General features: G+C 58.9%; 12 protein-coding genes, 1 tRNA gene and 1 pseudogene. 8 read left to right on the forward strand and 6 right to left on the reverse strand.

From position 1 onward, the window contains the following. A partial coding sequence (locus tag ABL922_RS09110) for an FtsX-like permease family protein (protein WP_349023902.1) occupies positions 1 to 1381 on the reverse strand: 1381 nt, incomplete at its 3' end. 223 nt (positions 1382 to 1604) lie between these two features. After that, positions 1605 to 2270 (reverse strand): ATP-binding cassette domain-containing protein, encoded by a 666-nt coding sequence (locus ABL922_RS09115; RefSeq protein WP_349023933.1) that lies wholly within the window; start codon positions 2268 to 2270, stop codon positions 1605 to 1607. 43 nt (positions 2271 to 2313) lie between these two features. Between ABL922_RS09115 and ABL922_RS09120 the strand changes: the two genes are divergently transcribed. The 3 genes from ABL922_RS09120 (at position 2314) to ABL922_RS09130 (ending at position 5055) form a co-directional block, all read left to right on the forward strand. Further along, positions 2314 to 3009, forward strand: coding sequence for an arylesterase (locus ABL922_RS09120; RefSeq protein WP_349023903.1), 696 nt, complete (start codon positions 2314 to 2316; stop codon positions 3007 to 3009). 111 nt (positions 3010 to 3120) lie between these two features. Beyond that, complete coding sequence (locus ABL922_RS09125; protein WP_349023904.1) at positions 3121 to 4332, forward strand: toxic anion resistance protein; 1212 nt, start codon at positions 3121 to 3123, stop codon at positions 4330 to 4332. Positions 4333 to 4335: 3 nt separating this feature from the next. Further along, entirely contained in the window at positions 4336 to 5055 is a 720-nt protein-coding gene (locus tag ABL922_RS09130; protein ID WP_349023905.1) for a hypothetical protein, read from the forward strand. Between the two features lie 14 nt (positions 5056 to 5069). Here ABL922_RS09130 and ABL922_RS09135 read toward each other — a convergent pair. Continuing rightward, positions 5070 to 5143, reverse strand: a tRNA-Gln gene (locus ABL922_RS09135). A gap of 172 nt (positions 5144 to 5315) precedes the next feature. Between ABL922_RS09135 and ABL922_RS09140 the strand changes: the two genes are divergently transcribed. Further along, positions 5316 to 6509, forward strand: a complete 1194-nt coding sequence (locus tag ABL922_RS09140; RefSeq protein WP_349023906.1) for a Ppx/GppA phosphatase family protein — start codon at positions 5316 to 5318, stop codon at positions 6507 to 6509. 3 nt (positions 6510 to 6512) lie between these two features. After that, positions 6513 to 7199: an RlmE family RNA methyltransferase gene (locus ABL922_RS09145; protein WP_349023907.1), complete on the forward strand. Its 687-nt coding sequence runs from the start codon at positions 6513 to 6515 to the stop codon at positions 7197 to 7199. Here the strand turns inward: ABL922_RS09145 and ABL922_RS09150 are convergent, their stop codons facing one another. The 3 genes from ABL922_RS09150 to ABL922_RS09160 all read right to left on the reverse strand — a co-directional run bounded on the left by ABL922_RS09150 (position 7200) and on the right by ABL922_RS09160 (position 12103). Continuing rightward, the gene (locus ABL922_RS09150) at positions 7200 to 8012 is read right to left on the reverse strand and encodes a DsbA family protein (RefSeq protein WP_349023908.1); all 813 of its coding nucleotides are present in this window, start codon (positions 8010 to 8012) and stop codon (positions 7200 to 7202) included. It abuts the gene before it with no gap. A 50-nt stretch (positions 8013 to 8062) separates the two neighbouring features. Next, entirely contained in the window at positions 8063 to 9394 is a 1332-nt protein-coding gene (locus tag ABL922_RS09155) for a M48 family metalloprotease (protein ID WP_349023934.1), read from the reverse strand. A 141-nt stretch (positions 9395 to 9535) separates the two neighbouring features. Continuing rightward, positions 9536 to 12103 carry a ribonuclease E/G gene (locus tag ABL922_RS09160; RefSeq protein WP_349023909.1) on the reverse strand — a complete coding sequence of 856 codons (2568 nt, stop codon included), beginning with the start codon at positions 12101 to 12103 and terminating at the stop codon, positions 9536 to 9538. 531 nt (positions 12104 to 12634) lie between these two features. Between ABL922_RS09160 and ABL922_RS09165 the strand changes: the two are divergent. The 3 genes and pseudogenes from ABL922_RS09165 to ABL922_RS09175 form a co-directional block, all read left to right on the forward strand. Then, positions 12635 to 13420: pseudogene (locus ABL922_RS09165) on the forward strand (N-acetylmuramoyl-L-alanine amidase); the annotation flags it as partial. 104 nt (positions 13421 to 13524) lie between these two features. Further along, positions 13525 to 15207, forward strand: a complete 1683-nt coding sequence (locus tag ABL922_RS09170; RefSeq protein WP_349023935.1) for a DNA polymerase III subunit gamma/tau — start codon at positions 13525 to 13527, stop codon at positions 15205 to 15207. After that, positions 15204 to 15539 (forward strand): YbaB/EbfC family nucleoid-associated protein, encoded by a 336-nt coding sequence (locus ABL922_RS09175; protein ID WP_349023910.1) that lies wholly within the window; start codon positions 15204 to 15206, stop codon positions 15537 to 15539. Before ABL922_RS09170 ends, ABL922_RS09175 begins: the two co-directional genes overlap by 4 nt. Positions 15540 to 15651 lie beyond the last annotated feature (112 nt).

Genomic DNA, 15651 nt, shown 5'->3' on the forward strand with positions numbered 1-15651 from the left:
GGGCCTTGGGGCGGGGTAGGCGCAATGCAATCGCGCGCATCACCCAAGCAATCGCTGCGAGTAGCAGCAGAAGCGCAAAAGCCGCTCCGATGAAGCCCAGCGAGAAGATCGGCTCGCGCGCCGTTGCCACAGCCAAGGCGACAATCGCCGCGATGCTGGCCGAAACCCAGATCGCTGTCCGCCGGTCGATCCGGCTGCTGCCTTCGACAACCGAACGATACAGTCCGGCGGCTGGCACGGTGCGCGCACGGGCGAGCGGGGGCAGGGCAAAGGCGAAGGCTATAAGCAGGCCGTAAATAGCGCTGACGATAAGAGGAACGGGATGCAGCGAGAAGCCGGGTGCTACCGGCAATATGTCTCCCGCGACCCATCCAATCGCCATTGGCATCACACTGCCAACTGCCAAGCCGACCGCAATCGCCGCACACGCGACGGCAAAGATCTGCAGCATATAGATGCGGAAAATGATCCCGCTGTCAGCACCGGTCACCTTCAATGTCGCTATCCCTGCGCGCTTGCTTTCAAGATAGCTGCCGACGCCATTGCCGACGCCTATCCCGGCAATCACCAAAGAAGCGAGGCCAACCAGCGTCAAGAATTGCCCCATGCGCTCGATGAAGCGGCGGGTGCCTGGCGCGCCGTTCGAACGGTCGGTTATGTCCCAGCCAGCGGAGGGGAATTGCTGCTCGAGCGATTTGGCGACCACTTCGGGATCTGCGCTGACGGGAAGTTTGATGCGATATTTGCTTTCAAACATGCTGCCCGGCTGGATCAGCCCCGTCTGTTTCAGGTCGCTCAAATCGATTATCGCCACCGGTCCCAAGGTAAACCCTTCTCCCAGTCTGTCTGGCTCATTACCGATCGTCGCAATAACCTCGAAATTGGTTTCCCCAAATCTGATTTGGACAGGACTCTCGGACCGCCCTCCTTCGTCCAGTCGATCGAGCAGCCCAGGACTCACTCTGATGGGCTTGGAAGGTACAAGATCAAAACGCGGTCCATATGGGCTTGCGGAAAACTTGCCATAAAGCGGGTAAGCAAAATCGACCGCCTTGAGCTCTGCAAGTGCATTTTTTTTGCCATCGCTACTGATAGCCATCGCGCGCAGGCGCACAGTCTCCGAAACCTTGCCTACCGCCGAAAAGGCTTTGAGCTCGGCCTCGCTGGCTTCGCGCTGGGCAATGCCGATTTCGATATCGCCGCCAAGGATGGTTTGGCCGCGGCGCGAGAGTTCCTCGGTGATGCTCGCCGTCAGGCTGCCGATCGCCGCCAAAGTAGCAACGCCCAAGAACAGGCAGACCGCCAGCAGGCGCAGGCCCCGAATGCGCGCGGAAAGATCACGACGGGCAATGCGCCAAAGGGTTGAGAGTGGAAGGGTCATACGCTCGGTCCCTCTCCTTTAGGGGAGGGATAGTGAGGAATCGACAGGAAGGAGATGGCCACAGGCCACCTGGCAGCTTTGCTTCCTAGTCGCAGCAGGGAGGGGGTTTTCAGTGTAGTGCGGCAGCCGAAAGACCCCTCTCCGCTGCGACTTGGGCTTGCTGCGCAAACCCAAGTCTCGCTGCCTCTCCCCTGAAGGAGAGAGGATGGTGTAAGCATTAAACTCACGCTTCCACCACCAACCCGTCCTGCATCGCGATCACACGGTCACAGCGCGCGGCGAGGGCAGGGTCATGGGTGATGATCAAAAGGGTCGCCCCCAATGCCGCCCGCCTTTCGAACAACAGGTCGATGATCGACGATCCGGTTGAACCATCGAGGTTACCCGTGGGTTCGTCGGCAAAGATGATTTTCGGCGCGGCTGCCATGGCGCGGGCTATGGCCACACGCTGCTGCTCGCCGCCGGAAAGTTGCGAGGGATAGTGGGTCAGGCGATGGCCGAGGCCGACCGCTTCCAGTTCCTTGGATGCGCGTCCGAAGGGATCTTCGATGCCTGCCAGTTCCATCGGCACCGCGACATTTTCAAGCGCAGTCATGGTCGGCAGCAGGTGAAATGCTTGCAATACGATACCAATCCGCCCCCGCCGTGCGCGGGCTAGAGCATCCTCATCCAGTTCGGTAAAGTTCAGCCCGTCAACCAGCACCGAACCGCCGCTTGCCCGCTCCAATCCGGCCAGCACGGCCATCAGCGAACTCTTGCCCGAACCCGAAGGCCCCAGCAGTGCAACGCTCACACCATAAGGTACTTCCAGATCGACGCCGCGCAAAATCGAAACCTGTGCATCGCTGGCGCCAAGCGTGAGGGTGACATTCGACGCCCGTATCGCCATATCGGGCGCGTCAGATTTTGCTGCGGACAAGGAGAGTTCCTTAATGAAGACGAATTTTGCCCTATATGGTGCGGCTTTACTGCTTGTCCAAGCCCTTGCAGCATGCGGGTCTTCACCCGTAACCGCACCGAAGGAAGAAACGGCACAAAATGTGCCTGCCAAGGCAAAGGCTGCACAATATGACGAGCTGGTCGTGGCCTTTGGGGACAGCCTTTACGCAGGATACCGCCTCGGTCCGACCGAAGGGCTGGCACCGCAGCTTCAAAATGCGCTCGAAAAAGCGGGCATAAAGGCCCGCGTGCACAATGCCGGCGTATCGGGCGACACCACTGCGGCCGGCAAGCAGCGGCTGACTTTCGTGCTCGACAATCTGGAGAAGAAGCCAGACCTTGTTGTGTTGGGACTGGGCGGCAATGACATGCTGCGCGGAATCCAGCCCAAAGAAACCGAGGCCAATCTGACGGCAATGCTGGAAGAATTGAAAAAGCGTGACATTGACGTGGTGCTCACCGGCATGCTTGCCGCTCCCAATCTGGGGCCGGATTATGCCAATGCCTTTAACCCGATTTTTCCGAAGCTCGCCAAGCAATATGGCGCGCTGCTTTATCCCTTTTTCCTCGACGGCGTGGTTGCCGACCCGAAGCTGATGCTGCCGGATAACATCCATCCCAATGCGGCAGGCGTATCGAGGGTTGTCGACGGGTTGGCGCCGCTTGTCGAAAAGGCACTCCAGCCATAAATGCCAAGGTGTATTAAAAAAATAACACACCATCGACCGGATTCGCTTGAAATCGCCACAAACGCGTTCCATTTATCTCATAATAACACCGCTTGAGGAGGATCGACCCGCATGTCGACCAGTGAAACACTGACCGCCACCGAAACCGAGCTGAAGCTCACCCCGCCCGATCCCGTGCCGCCGATTGCCGCCGAAAAGGCCATCGGGCTGGTTCCTGTGGAGGATGAGGTCAAGGGCAAGCTCGCCGAAAAGGTCGAAGGCTATATCGCCGATCTGCTCGCGCAGGATGTGAACAGCCCCGAATTCGGCAAGCGTGTCGACCAGCTGACCAATATGGGGCGCAAGGAAATTATGGAGGCGGCGGGCCAATCGAACCGCTTCCTAGACCGCCCGATCCGGCAGATGGACGAACAGTCGGGCGTCGGTGCCGACTTGGCCGAATTGCGCCGCACGGTTGAGGATCTCGATCCGTCGAAGCGCGGCAACCTGACCACCAAGCAGAAGCTGTTCGGCATCATCCCCTGGGGAAACAAGCTGCGCAACTATTTCGATAGCTATCAGAGTGCACAGGGGCATATCAGTTCGGTCCTCGGCCGCCTTGCCAATGGCAAGGATGAGCTGCTGATGGATAATGCCGCGATCGACGTCGAGCGGCAGAATCTGTGGAAGGCGATGGGCAAGCTTGAGCAGATGATCCTGATTTCAAAGCAGCTCGACGGGCGGCTTGAGGAAAAGGCCGCTGAGCTTGAATTGTCCGATCCTGCCAAGGCGAAAGCGATCCGCGAAACCGCGCTCTTCTATGTTCGCCAGCGCCATCAGGATTTGCTGACGCAGATGGCGGTGACCGTGCAGGGCTATCTGGCGATGGATCTGGTCAAGAAGAACAATGTCGAGCTGGTGAAGGGCGTTGACCGCGCCTCGACCACCACTGTAGGCGCGCTGCGCACCGCGGTGACGGTCGCACAGGCGATGACCAACCAGCGGCTGGTATTGGGCCAGATTACCGCACTAAACACCACCACCGCCAATATCATCGACAGCACCGGCAAGTTGCTGCGCGAAAATACCGCGGCGATCCACGAACAGGCGGCGGCTTCAACCATCCCGCTCGAAACGCTGAGCCGCGCTTTCCAGAATATCTACGATACGATGGACGCGATCGACACCTTCAAGATCAAGGCGCTCGAAAGCATGAAGCAGACCTCCGAAGCGCTAGAAAAGGAAGTTGAAAAGTCGAAGGGCTATATTGCGCGGGCTGAAGGTGCGTCGCAGGCCAAATTGGGCGCGACCGAGACCAACCTATTGAGCTCGCTGGAGGCATAAGACTTGGCAAGCCCCGCAACCCAATCGGATGAAATTCTCGACAGCGCACGCCGTTCGCTGAAGCGTGTCCGCATGGGTCCGCCCATCGGGATGAAATCGCGTGCGCTGCGCAGGGCGCATTTCTTTGGCAAATTGGCACGGACAGGCATTGTCGTTGGCGGCTTGCTGATCGCTGCAGGCATTGTCGGCGCCATCCTTGATGGAATCGGCTTTTGGGGCGTGATGATCACGGGCGTGCTCGGCGCGGCGGCGGTCTATGCGCTGATGCGCTATCCCGAAATGCCAATGCCGACGACCGAATCCTTGCGGCAGACCGATCTTGGCACGCTCGCGGGCAAGACCGAAATCTGGCTGGAGGCGCAGCGCCCCGCATTGCCCGCGCCTGCCATCCCGCTGGTGCAGAATATCGGTCTGCGGCTCGATGCGCTGGCGCCGCAATTGCAGACACTCGCCGAAACCGACCCGGCCTCTCGCGAAGTGCGCAAGCTGGTGGGCGAGCATCTGCCCGAGCTCATCAACGGCTATAAACGCATCCCAGAACCGCTGCGGCGGCAGGACAATGGTGGGAAGACCCCCGAGCAACAGCTGGTCGATGGACTGAAGCTTATTGATCGTGAAATCGAAACGATGACTGGCCAGATCGCGCGCGGTGAACTCGACAAGCTGGCAACCCGCGGCCGCTTCCTCGAAATCCGTTACGATGGGGCTGGGGAAAGCGCCTGAGTGCGCTGAAATAATGGTTCCCCGGTAAGGATTCGAACCTCAATAGACGGAGTCAGAGTCCGTAGTCTTACCGTTAGACGACCGGGGAATGTGGAGCGGGCAATTAGGCAGCGTTGATTGGCCTGTCAATCGCAGACTGACCCTCGCTGTGCCCGTTTCGTCTAAAAACTTGAATATTGGGGCTATCTCCGTTATCTCCGCCTTCAAGTACCGCGCGGTAGTATCCGTTTGCGGATAGAAAATAAGAAATGAGCACGGCCATGGGCGAAGAATTCGCACCATCGTCGCAGTTGAATGGACGGGGAAAATCGGCCGCAAAAAAAGGCCGGAAAAAATCCAAAACCGCCTCAACTGCAGAGACGCAAAGCGCACCCCGCAAGGGGAATGACGCGCGTTCGGAAAAAGCGACCGCCAATCCACAATCAAATACATCGCCATCGGGAACTTCGCAGTCCAGTGGGGATGCTCGCCCGGCTTGGCTAGGCAGAACGGCCTATGCCGCGCTCGATCTGGGTACGAATAATTGCCGGTTACTGATCGCACGTGCGGCCAATGACGGCTTCACTGTGGTTGATGCCTTTTCGCGCGTGGTTCGCCTTGGCGAAGGGCTCAATTCAACCGGCAAGATGAGCGAAGCGGCGATGGACCGCGCGATTGAAGCGCTGTCGGTTTGCGCCGACAAGTTGAAGCGCCGCAATGTCGTCCTAGCCCGATCGGTTGCGACCGAAGCGTGCCGTCAGGCGTTGAACGGCGTCGAATTCATCGAACGGGTGAAACGAGAGACCGGCATCGTACTCGATGTCATCAGCCCGAAAGAAGAAGCCCGCCTTGCCGTCATGGGATGCCATGCTCTGCTCGAGGAAGGCGAGGGGCCCGCGATGATCTTTGATATTGGCGGTGGGTCGACCGAACTGGTGCTCGTGTCCACCGACGGCTTGGTTCCCGAAATACTTGACTGGGCGAGTGTGCCCTGGGGTGTGGTTTCGCTCACCGAAAGCGAGGCGCATCGGGGAGATGATGAACAGTCGCTGCAGGAAACCTATGCCGCCATGCGCGCCAAGGTTCGCGAGAGCTTTGCCGATTTTGCTGCACGCTTGCCAGTGGGGCAGGGCGATCACCGCCTGATGGGCACTTCGGGCACGGTAACGACGCTGGCGAGTGTCTATCTTAACCTGCCAAGCTATGACCGGCGTCAGATTGACGGTCTGCATTTGCCGACTTCAGCGATGCGTGAGATCAGCCAGACGCTCGCCAGCCGCCCACCAAAGGGGCGCGCAGAATTCCCGACGATCGGGCATGAACGTGCTGATCTGGTCGTGGCGGGTTGCGCGATATTGGAAACGATCTTCGACATCTGGCCGGGCGAGCGTTTGGGTGTCGCCGATCGGGGCATTCGCGAAGGCATTTTGCGTGCGCTGATGGCGAGCGATGCGCGTCGGCGGAAAAGGCGGTAACCTGTGGCGAAATTCACCTTTGGCGGGAATAGCTCGGGGCGCAGTGCTGCGGGCAAGGAGCGTGTCAAAACCGCCAAGCGGCGCAGCCCGCAATCGGCGCGCTGGCTCGAACGCCAGCTCAACGACCCCTATGTCAAACGCGCGCAATCGGAAGGCTATCGCAGCCGTGCGGCCTATAAGCTGATCGAACTCGACGAGAAATTCGGTTTTCTGAAAGGCAAGAAAGCGGTCGTCGATCTGGGGATCGCGCCGGGTGGCTGGGCACAGGTTGTGCGGCGCAAGCTGCCCTCGGCCAAGATTTCGGGCATCGATCTTTTACCCGTCGATCCGATCGAGGGTGTGACGCTGTTCGAAATGGACTTCATGGACGATCGCGCGCCCGACTTATTGGTCGAGGCGCTGGGGCAGGCCCCCGATCTGGTTGTATCCGACATGGCCGCCAACACCGTCGGCCACAAACAAACAGATCACCTGCGGACCATGGGGCTGGTTGAGGCCGCGGCGCATTTTGCAGTGGAAGTGCTTCAACCGGGCGGCGATTTTGTTGCCAAGGCCTTTGCTGGCGGCACCGATCCGGAATTGCTGGCGATCTTGAAGGCGAACTTCACCACCGTCAAACACGCCAAGCCGCCTGCCAGTCGCAAAGGCTCAGTCGAATGGTATGTGGTGGCGCAGGGGAAAAAGGGCTGATCAGCCTTTCTTGCGGGCCTTTTCAACCGCAGTCTTCAACGCATCATAGCCCAATGCCCCTTCGAGCATCTGGTCGCCGACAATGAAGGTTGGCGTGCCGTTGAAGCCGATCTGCTGCATCATCGCGAGGTTGCGTTCGATTTCGGCATTCACTTCTGCCGAAGCGGCGTCCTTGGCTGCCTGATCCATGTTGAGGCCAGCACGGCGCGCAGCGGCGGTGATCGATTGTTCATTCGCAGGGCCTGCCGCGAACATCGCGTCGTGGAAGGCTTTGTGCTTGCCCTGTTTGGCAGCTGCTAGCGCCCAGCGCGCGGCATCGCGGCTGCTGGCGGCCAATATGGGCAATTCACGATAGACGATCTTTACGTCCTTCTCGCTGCCCATCAGCCTGTTCAGATCGGGGACGCTGGAGCGGCAAAACCCACAATTATAGTCGGTGAATTCGACAACAGTGATTGTGCCGTTGGGATTGCCACCCACCGCGCCCGCGAATGGCTTTGTGATCGCACTCCCTGCCGCATCCATCCGTTTCGCCATCTCGCGTTTTTGCAGTATCTCGACGGCTTCGGTGATGATCTCGGGATTTTCGAGGATATAGGCGCGCACAATCGCTTCGGTTGCGGCGCGTTCCTTGTCGTTGATGCCAGCCGCCGAAATCGCGCGATCCGCATCAGCTTCGGCATAGACTGCCTTGTCACCACGGACCATTTCGTCTTTGCTGGCAAAGAAAAAGATGCCCCCTGCTATCAACAGGGCCGCTCCCAGTAAGGCGAAGATCAGGGGAATGCGGTTGGTGGTCTGTTGCTGGTCCATATCAGATGCGTAGCTTCTTTGCCGATGTCAGACCAGCGGATTAACCGCGATCAACGCCTTCGCTTTTCCATTTTCTGCACCTGCGCCTCGGCGACCAGCTTCACATCCTGCGCGCGGATCCAGTCGTGCGAATATTCGGGCAGGCCTGCCATCGCCGTTGCAGCATTGGGCAGGGCAAGCTGCGGTGCGCCCTCCATCAGATAGCGTTCGGCGCTAGCTAAGGCTGCCCTGGGTTCATCGCCCAGCGCCTGATAGACGACGCCCAGTTGATACCAGGCAAAGGGGTTGTTGTTGTCCTTCGAGACAGCGGCCTTCAGGACACGTTCTGCCTCGGCCAGATTGGCTTTATCTTCGGTCGCTATCAGGGCATGGCCGAAAACTGCGGCGATGAGCGGCTGGTTGCCAGTCAGATCGACGGCCTTGCGCAGCGAAGTCAACGCTTCATCGGGTTTCCCGGATTCGAGCAGGATCTGCCCCTGCAGTTCGAGGAAATAGGGATCGCTCGGATTTTTGGAAATGAGGTTGTTTGCTTCCGACAGTGCCTTTTCGGGATAGGCCGCTTTGTGCCATGCATAGGCGCGGGCGTAGAGTGCAGGCACGCTCTTGTCGTTCTCCGGATAGTCGCGAAGCGTGGTGTTAGGATCGGCAATATAGCCTTGCAGCTTTGCCTTTACGCGCTTGAAATCCGTTTCCCATTTGGGATTGAGTGGGGCATTCCACGCAGGGTCCACCTTATATGTATCTTCCAATACGGTGATGCGTTCGCCTGACAAGGGGTGGGTGCGATCATAGCTGTCGACTTGCGGGATGCCGAGCCGGAATTCGTAATTCTGCAGTTTCTTGAAGAAGTTGATCGAGCCGCGGCCCGTTATTCCGGCTGCTGAAAGATAGCGCGCGCCCGATGAATCGGCGACGCTTTCTTGCACACGGCTGAATGCCAGGAATTTGCCCAAGGCGGCCTGTTGACCGGCGGCCATGATACCCATGCCAGCCTCGCCTGCGCCAGCGGCGATTGCGGCTGCTGCCAGAATGAGACTGGCGATAGAAATGGTGCCTGCCTTTTCCAGACCTTCGCTATAGCGGATCACATGGCCGCCTTCGATATGGCCAAGTTCGTGCGCGATAACGCCCTGAACTTCGTTGGCCGTCGTCGCGGCATGGATCAGGCCACTGTGCAAATAAACCGTTTGGCCACCTGCAACGAAGGCGTTGATCGATTTGTCGTTGATCAGGACGACATCGACATTGGTCGGATTGAGCCCGGCGGCTCGGATCAGCGGTTCCGAGATTTCATCAAAAAAGGCTTCGGTTTCGGCGTCGCGCAAAATCGATTGGGCATGGGCAGGTTGCAGGCACAATGCCGTCGCGGCAATCGCCGCCATCAGCTTCGAAAAATATCGAAACACCCGTTCGCCCTCAAACATGTTTATGCGATGCACGGTAAGCGATGAATGGCGGATGAAGCCGATACCGTCCCGGCCCGATTGGCGCACATAATGCGACGTCGGGCCGGGTTCGGAAAATCAACCAAAAGTGCGCTGCCACCATCCGCGGCGCGGTCCATCACCGGATTCGTCCGAATCCCCTTCAGCAGAGGTTTCTACCTTGGGTTCAGCGTCGGCTTTCTTGCTGGCGCGGCGCGGCTTTTTGGCGGGTTCCGGTGCGGCTTCTTCCGCCACAGGCGCTTCTGCTTCTGCCTTCGCTTTGGGTTTGCGGCGTGCTTTCGGCTTTTCGGCAGCTTCTGGTTCGGCAGCGACCGGTTCGGCTGGCGCAGCGTCGGCAACAACTTCCGTTACCTCTGCGGTCTTGGCCTTGCGGCTTGCCCGTTTCGGTTTCGTCGGTGCAGTCGCTTCTACCGGTTGTTCAGCTTCAGTCGTTTCGACCTCGGTCGCCGCTTCTGCAGCAACTGGTTCGGCATCGCCTGCCACTTTCCGGCGTCCGCCGCGCGAACGGCGCGGTTTGCGTGCCGGTTCGGCTTCGGCGGTGTCCTCGCTAGCTTCCTGCTCGTTGGCGTCCTGCACATCACGCTCGGCGCCTTCTTCCGCCGATCCTGACTGCTCATCGCGTTCGCGATTGCGTCCACCGCGGCGACCACGGCGACGGCGCTTGCGCTTCCCGTTGCGATCTTCGCGGCTGCCTTCGTCGGCGCGGTCTTCGACCTCGTCGATTTCGACTTCGTCCTCGATGTCTTCGATGTCGTAATCATCGTCGTCAAAATCGACAATCGGGGCAGGGATCGCTGGACGTTCGGGGCGCGGGCCACTTGCAGTCACGACCATCTTCGCGCCTTCGACTTCGCCATTGGGAAGCACTTCGACGCGGACGTGATAGCGATCCTCGATCTCGGCGAGTTCGGTGCGTTTGTTGTTGAGGATGTAGATCGTTGCTTCCTGGCTGGCCTGGAGCGAAATCTGGCTGCCATGGCCGCGGGCCGATTCTTCCTCGATCAGGCGGAGCGCAGACAGCGCCGATGAAGAAGCTGTGCGCACAAGGCCGGTGCCTTCGCAGTGCGGGCAGACGCGGGTTGAAGCTTCGAGCACGCCGGTACGCAAACGTTGGCGGCTCATTTCCATCAGGCCAAAGCTGGAGATACGACCAACCTGAATGCGCGCGCGGTCGTTCTTCAACGCTTCCTTCATCGCACGCTCGACCTTGCGGGCGTTCGAATGGTGGTCCATGTCGATAAAGTCGATCACGACCAGCCCGGCCATATCGCGCAAACGCAACTGGCGTGCGATTTCCCGCGCGGCTTCAAGGTTGGTGGCAAGCGCGGTTTGCTCAATACCATGTTCTTTGGTCGAGCGGCCCGAGTTGATGTCAATCGAAACCAGCGCTTCGGTCGGGTTGATGACGATATAGCCACCCGATTTCAGCTGGACGACCGGATTGTACATCGCGTTCAGCTGGTCCTCGACGCCGTGGCGCTGGAACAGCGAAACCGGATCAGCATAATGCTGCACCCGCTTTGCATGGCTAGGCATCAGCAACTTCATGAAGTCCTTCGCTGCCTTGTACCCTTCGGCACCTTCGACCAGAACGTCGTCAATATCCTTGTTATAGATATCGCGGATTGCGCGCTTCACCAGATCGCTATCCGAATGGATCAGCATCGGCGCCGCACCCCTCAGCGTGCGTTCGCGAATTTCGTCCCACAGGCGGGCGAGATAATCAAAGTCGCGTTTGATTTCGGGCTTGGTGCGGGCAAGTCCAGCGGTGCGGATGATGCAGCCCATCGTCGAAGGCAAGCTCAAATCCGAAATGATCGATTTTAGCCGCTTGCGGTCTGATGCGCTTGAAATCTTACGGCTGATCCCGCCACCATGGCTGGTGTTGGGCATCAGTACGCAATAGCGGCCGGCAAGGCTGAGATAGCTGGTCAGTGCGGCGCCCTTATTGCCGCGCTCTTCCTTAACGACTTGTACCAGCAGCACCTGCCGCCTGTGGATCACATCCTGGATCTTGTAGCGGCGGCGCAGATTGAGGCGCTTGGCGCGGGCTTCATCGCTCGCTTTAGGGGCGCTGCTTCTGCCGCCACGTCCGCGACGACGGCGACCGCGTTGATCCTTGCGGCCATCACCATCTTCTTCAGCGTCGGATGATGCATCGCGTTCGGTATATTCTTCACCATTGGCTTCAAGATCGGGCTCTTCGCCTTCGGTGATGTCTATCGTATCGATGCGGTCGTCGCTTTCGACTTCGATGAAATCCGGGTCTTCCTCGTCATGCGCTTCAGAACGCATGATGCCCGAAGGCTCGTCCTCCTCGGCCTCTTCCTGTTCGCGCAGGGCAGCCTCTTCGGCTGCCGCTGCGGCTTCTTCAGCCAGCAGCCGTTCGCGATCCTCTTTCGGGATCTGGTAGTAATCGGGGTGGATTTCGCTGAAAGCGAGGAAACCGTGCCGGTTGCCGCCATAGTCGACAAATGCCGCCTGCAGCGACGGTTCGACCCGGGTAACCTTGGCTAGATAGATGTTGCCCTTGAGTTGCTTATGTTCAGCCGACTCAAAGTCGAATTCCTCAATCGTGTTCCCTTTTACGACGGCTACGCGGGTCTCCTCCCGGTGGCGCGCGTCGATGAGCATGCGCGTTTTCATTATAAATTCTCCGTGCCTCCCATTGTTCCGCTTTTAGCAGGAATACGGGGGCCATATTTTCTGAAAGTGGTCCGGCACCGATCGCAGTCAGGACTTTCCTGTCTGCTGATTTCGATGACGGGGAATGTACGAATGTGTCTGCTGCAAGGGCACCGCGGGCGCAATTCGCGCGGGCGTAATTTGCCGCCAACGCACCGGACCCTGTCGGGGCGGTGGAAGGGGAAATTTCATGCCACATGCAACATCAACCTGTTTTATGCCGAAAAGTCAGTCTGTTCGGCGTCTTGGCGGACTATACTTATCAAAGATATAGCACCGAGCTTGCGTGCTAGCACCGCTATGTCAGGCGGGCAAGTGGCGGCTGCGAAAAATTCCCTCGACCGATTGTCCTATTTTGCGCAAAAGCCTGCTTCAATGATGTTCAACGCATTCTTTGCTATTCTGATTGTAGCGGCGCAGCCGGTGGCCGCACCGTCGGCTCAACAAGGCTTACTTCGCACGGTTTTCAGCAAGCTCATCCACTCTTTCCGCTCAGAGCCGCCCAAGCGCCGATATGAGGTGACAGCACCCATCGGCAAGGGCGTGGCGCGCGGAATGCCCCGAATATTCGGACCCGCCGATGCCCGGCTGCCATTGGTTGTGATCGACGCCGGGCATGGCGGGCACGATCCGGGGGCAATCAACCCGCTGACCGGCAAACGCGAAAAAGACGTGACGCTGGCAATCGCCCGCGCCATTCGCGACCAACTTGTCGATACCGGTCGGGTGCGCGTGGCGCTGACCCGCGATGGCGACAGCTTCCTCGTGTTGCAGGACCGCTATGGCATTGCCCGAAAGATGAAAGCGAACCTTTTCCTGTCGATTCATGCCGATGCTGCCGAAAATCAGGAGGCGAGGGGTGGCACGGTTTATACCTTGTCCGAAGTCGCCTCCGACCGTGAGGCGCAACGGCTTGCCGCGCGGGAAAACAAGGCGGATGTATTAAACGGCGTCAATCTGGGCGGGCAGGATCAGGAAGTGTCCTCGATCCTGATCGATCTTACGCAACGCGAAACGATGAATGTATCGGCCAGTTTTGCCAAATTGCTGATCCGCGAAGCCAAGCCCAATATGATGTTGCGCGAAAAATCGCATAAATTTGCGTCGTTCATTGTGCTCAAAGCGCCGGATACACCGTCAGTGCTTTTCGAAACCGGCTATATCAGTAACGCTGATGACGCCGCCTTCCTGTCGTCGGATGACGGGCAGCAAAAGGTCGCGCGTGCGGTGGCGAGCGCGGTGCAGGCGCATTTTGCCCGCCGGTTAGCACGCAACTGAAATAGCCCTTCGACAAAATAATCAGTCGGGCCTATCGGATGCATATGGACGATTCACCCCCATCGGCGCTCGACGAACCCGGCTTTGCCATGCGCGATCCGGATATGCCCGAAGATGCCCTAGGGCTTGGTCTGCCCGAGGCACCGAAGGCCGCCGCAGCATCACCCTATCGGGTGCTGGCGCGCAAATATCGTCCACAAAATTTTGCCGAACTGATCGGTCAGGATGCGATGGTGCAAACGCTGGGCAACGCGATCAAACGCGGTCGTCTGGCGCATGCCTTCCTGATGACCGGGGTGCGCGGGGTAGGGAAAACCTCGACCGCGCGCCTGATTGCCAAGGCGTTGAACTGTATCGGTCCGGACGGACAGGGTGGTCCGACCATTGATCCTTGCGGTGTGTGCGAGCCCTGCCGCGCGATCGCCGAAGGTCGCCATATTGACGTGATTGAAATGGACGCCGCCAGCCACACCGGCGTTGACGACGTGCGCGAGATAATCGAGGCTGTGCGCTATGCTGCGGTCTCTGCGCGCTACAAAATCTATATTATCGACGAAGTTCATATGCTGTCGAAAAACGCGTTCAACGCGCTTTTGAAAACGCTGGAAGAACCGCCCGCGCATGTGAAATTCCTGTTCGCGACGACAGAGGTCAACAAGGTTCCAATCACGGTTCTGTCGCGGTGCCAGCGTTTCGATCTTAAGCGTATCACGCCGGACCTTCTGGTCGAAAATTTCAAGATGATTTGCGCGAATGAACAGGTCGAGGCTGAGGATGAAGCGCTCGCATTGATCGCCCAGGCTGCTGAGGGCTCGGCGAGGGATGGCCAATCGATCCTCGACCAGGCAATATCCCATGCTGACATCGAAGGCGAAGGCGTGGTCACGGCGGCCCAAGTCCGTTCGATGCTCGGACTATCTGATCGCGCAGCGGTGCGGCGCCTTTTTGGTTTGCTGCTCGAGGGACAGGCGCAAGCCGTTCTGGAAGAGGCAAGACAGCAATATAGTCTGGGTGTCGAACCAGCAGCGACAATGGCTGGGTTGTTGCGCGAAGTGCATTTGGTAACGCTCGCCAAAATAGGTAGTCCGGCAGACGCATCTTTACCCGAAGAAGCGCGCGCGCAAATTGACGAATGGGCCGGGCGCCTGTCTTTCCCGCTGCTGCATCGCCTCTGGCAATTGCTGCTGAAGGGGCATGAGGAAGTCCGGCAGGCGAGCCTTCCGCTCGAATGCTGCGATATGGCCTTGCTGCGTGTGCTGCACGGCGCGTCGATGCCCGATCCCGGAGAACTTGCGCGATTGTTGCAGCAGGGAGGGGTTCCGTCGCAGGTACCTACGCAGGCACGTGCACCTGCTGTCGCGAGCGACGCTCCGGCGGCTGCATCGGCTTTTCCTTCGGATTTCAAGTCACTTGTCGAGGCGCTCGATCGTGGCGGCCATCCGGGTGTTGCGGCGACGCTGCACGATGTTGTCCGACTGGTCCGCTATGCCCCGCCGCGCCTGGAATTCGAGCTTTCCGGACCGGTGCATCAGGGATTTGGCGCCGACCTGAATGATGCGCTGTTTCGTCTGACAGGCACACGCTGGGAGCTCGCCGAAACCCAAGGCGATGCGCAGCCGAGCCTGTATGAACAGGAACAGGCCGAGCGCGCTGCGCAAGACACCGAAATTCTCGAATCCCCGCTGGTCAAGGCAGCGCTCGCAGCCTTTCCCGAGGCCGAAGTGCATGTTGACGGGCGGACGATACACTCTCCCCATGAAGCAGAAATCCGGAGCCTCAGAGCATGAAAAGCATCGAAGAGATGATGAAAGCGGCGCAGGAGGCCGCGCAAACTATCCAGAAACAGATGGAAGAAGCCCAGGGCAAGCTCGACACCATCGAAGTTGAGGGCGTTTCAGGCGGTGGTCTGGTCAAGGTGCGTGCCAGCGCAAAGGGCCGGATCATATCGCTCTCGATCGACGACAGCTTGATGGTGCCTGCTGACAAACACATGCTCGAAGACCTTGTCGTCGCCGCATTTAACGATGCACGTGAAAAGGCGGATGCCGCCAGCAACAGCGAAATGGGCAAGATGACGAGCGGTTTGCCACTGCCGCCGGGTTTCAAATTGCCTTTTTGAGGCGCTTTTCCCCAGCTTTTCTCGCTATTTCACCGCTATCCCGTTGAACCGGGAAAAATCGCGCTCATATTGATGCCAAGTTTCCGCATCGCCATTCGGCGCGGGCTGGAGT

Source organism: Sphingorhabdus sp., from assembly GCF_040079335.1.
Classification (GTDB): domain Bacteria; phylum Pseudomonadota; class Alphaproteobacteria; order Sphingomonadales; family Sphingomonadaceae; genus Sphingorhabdus_B.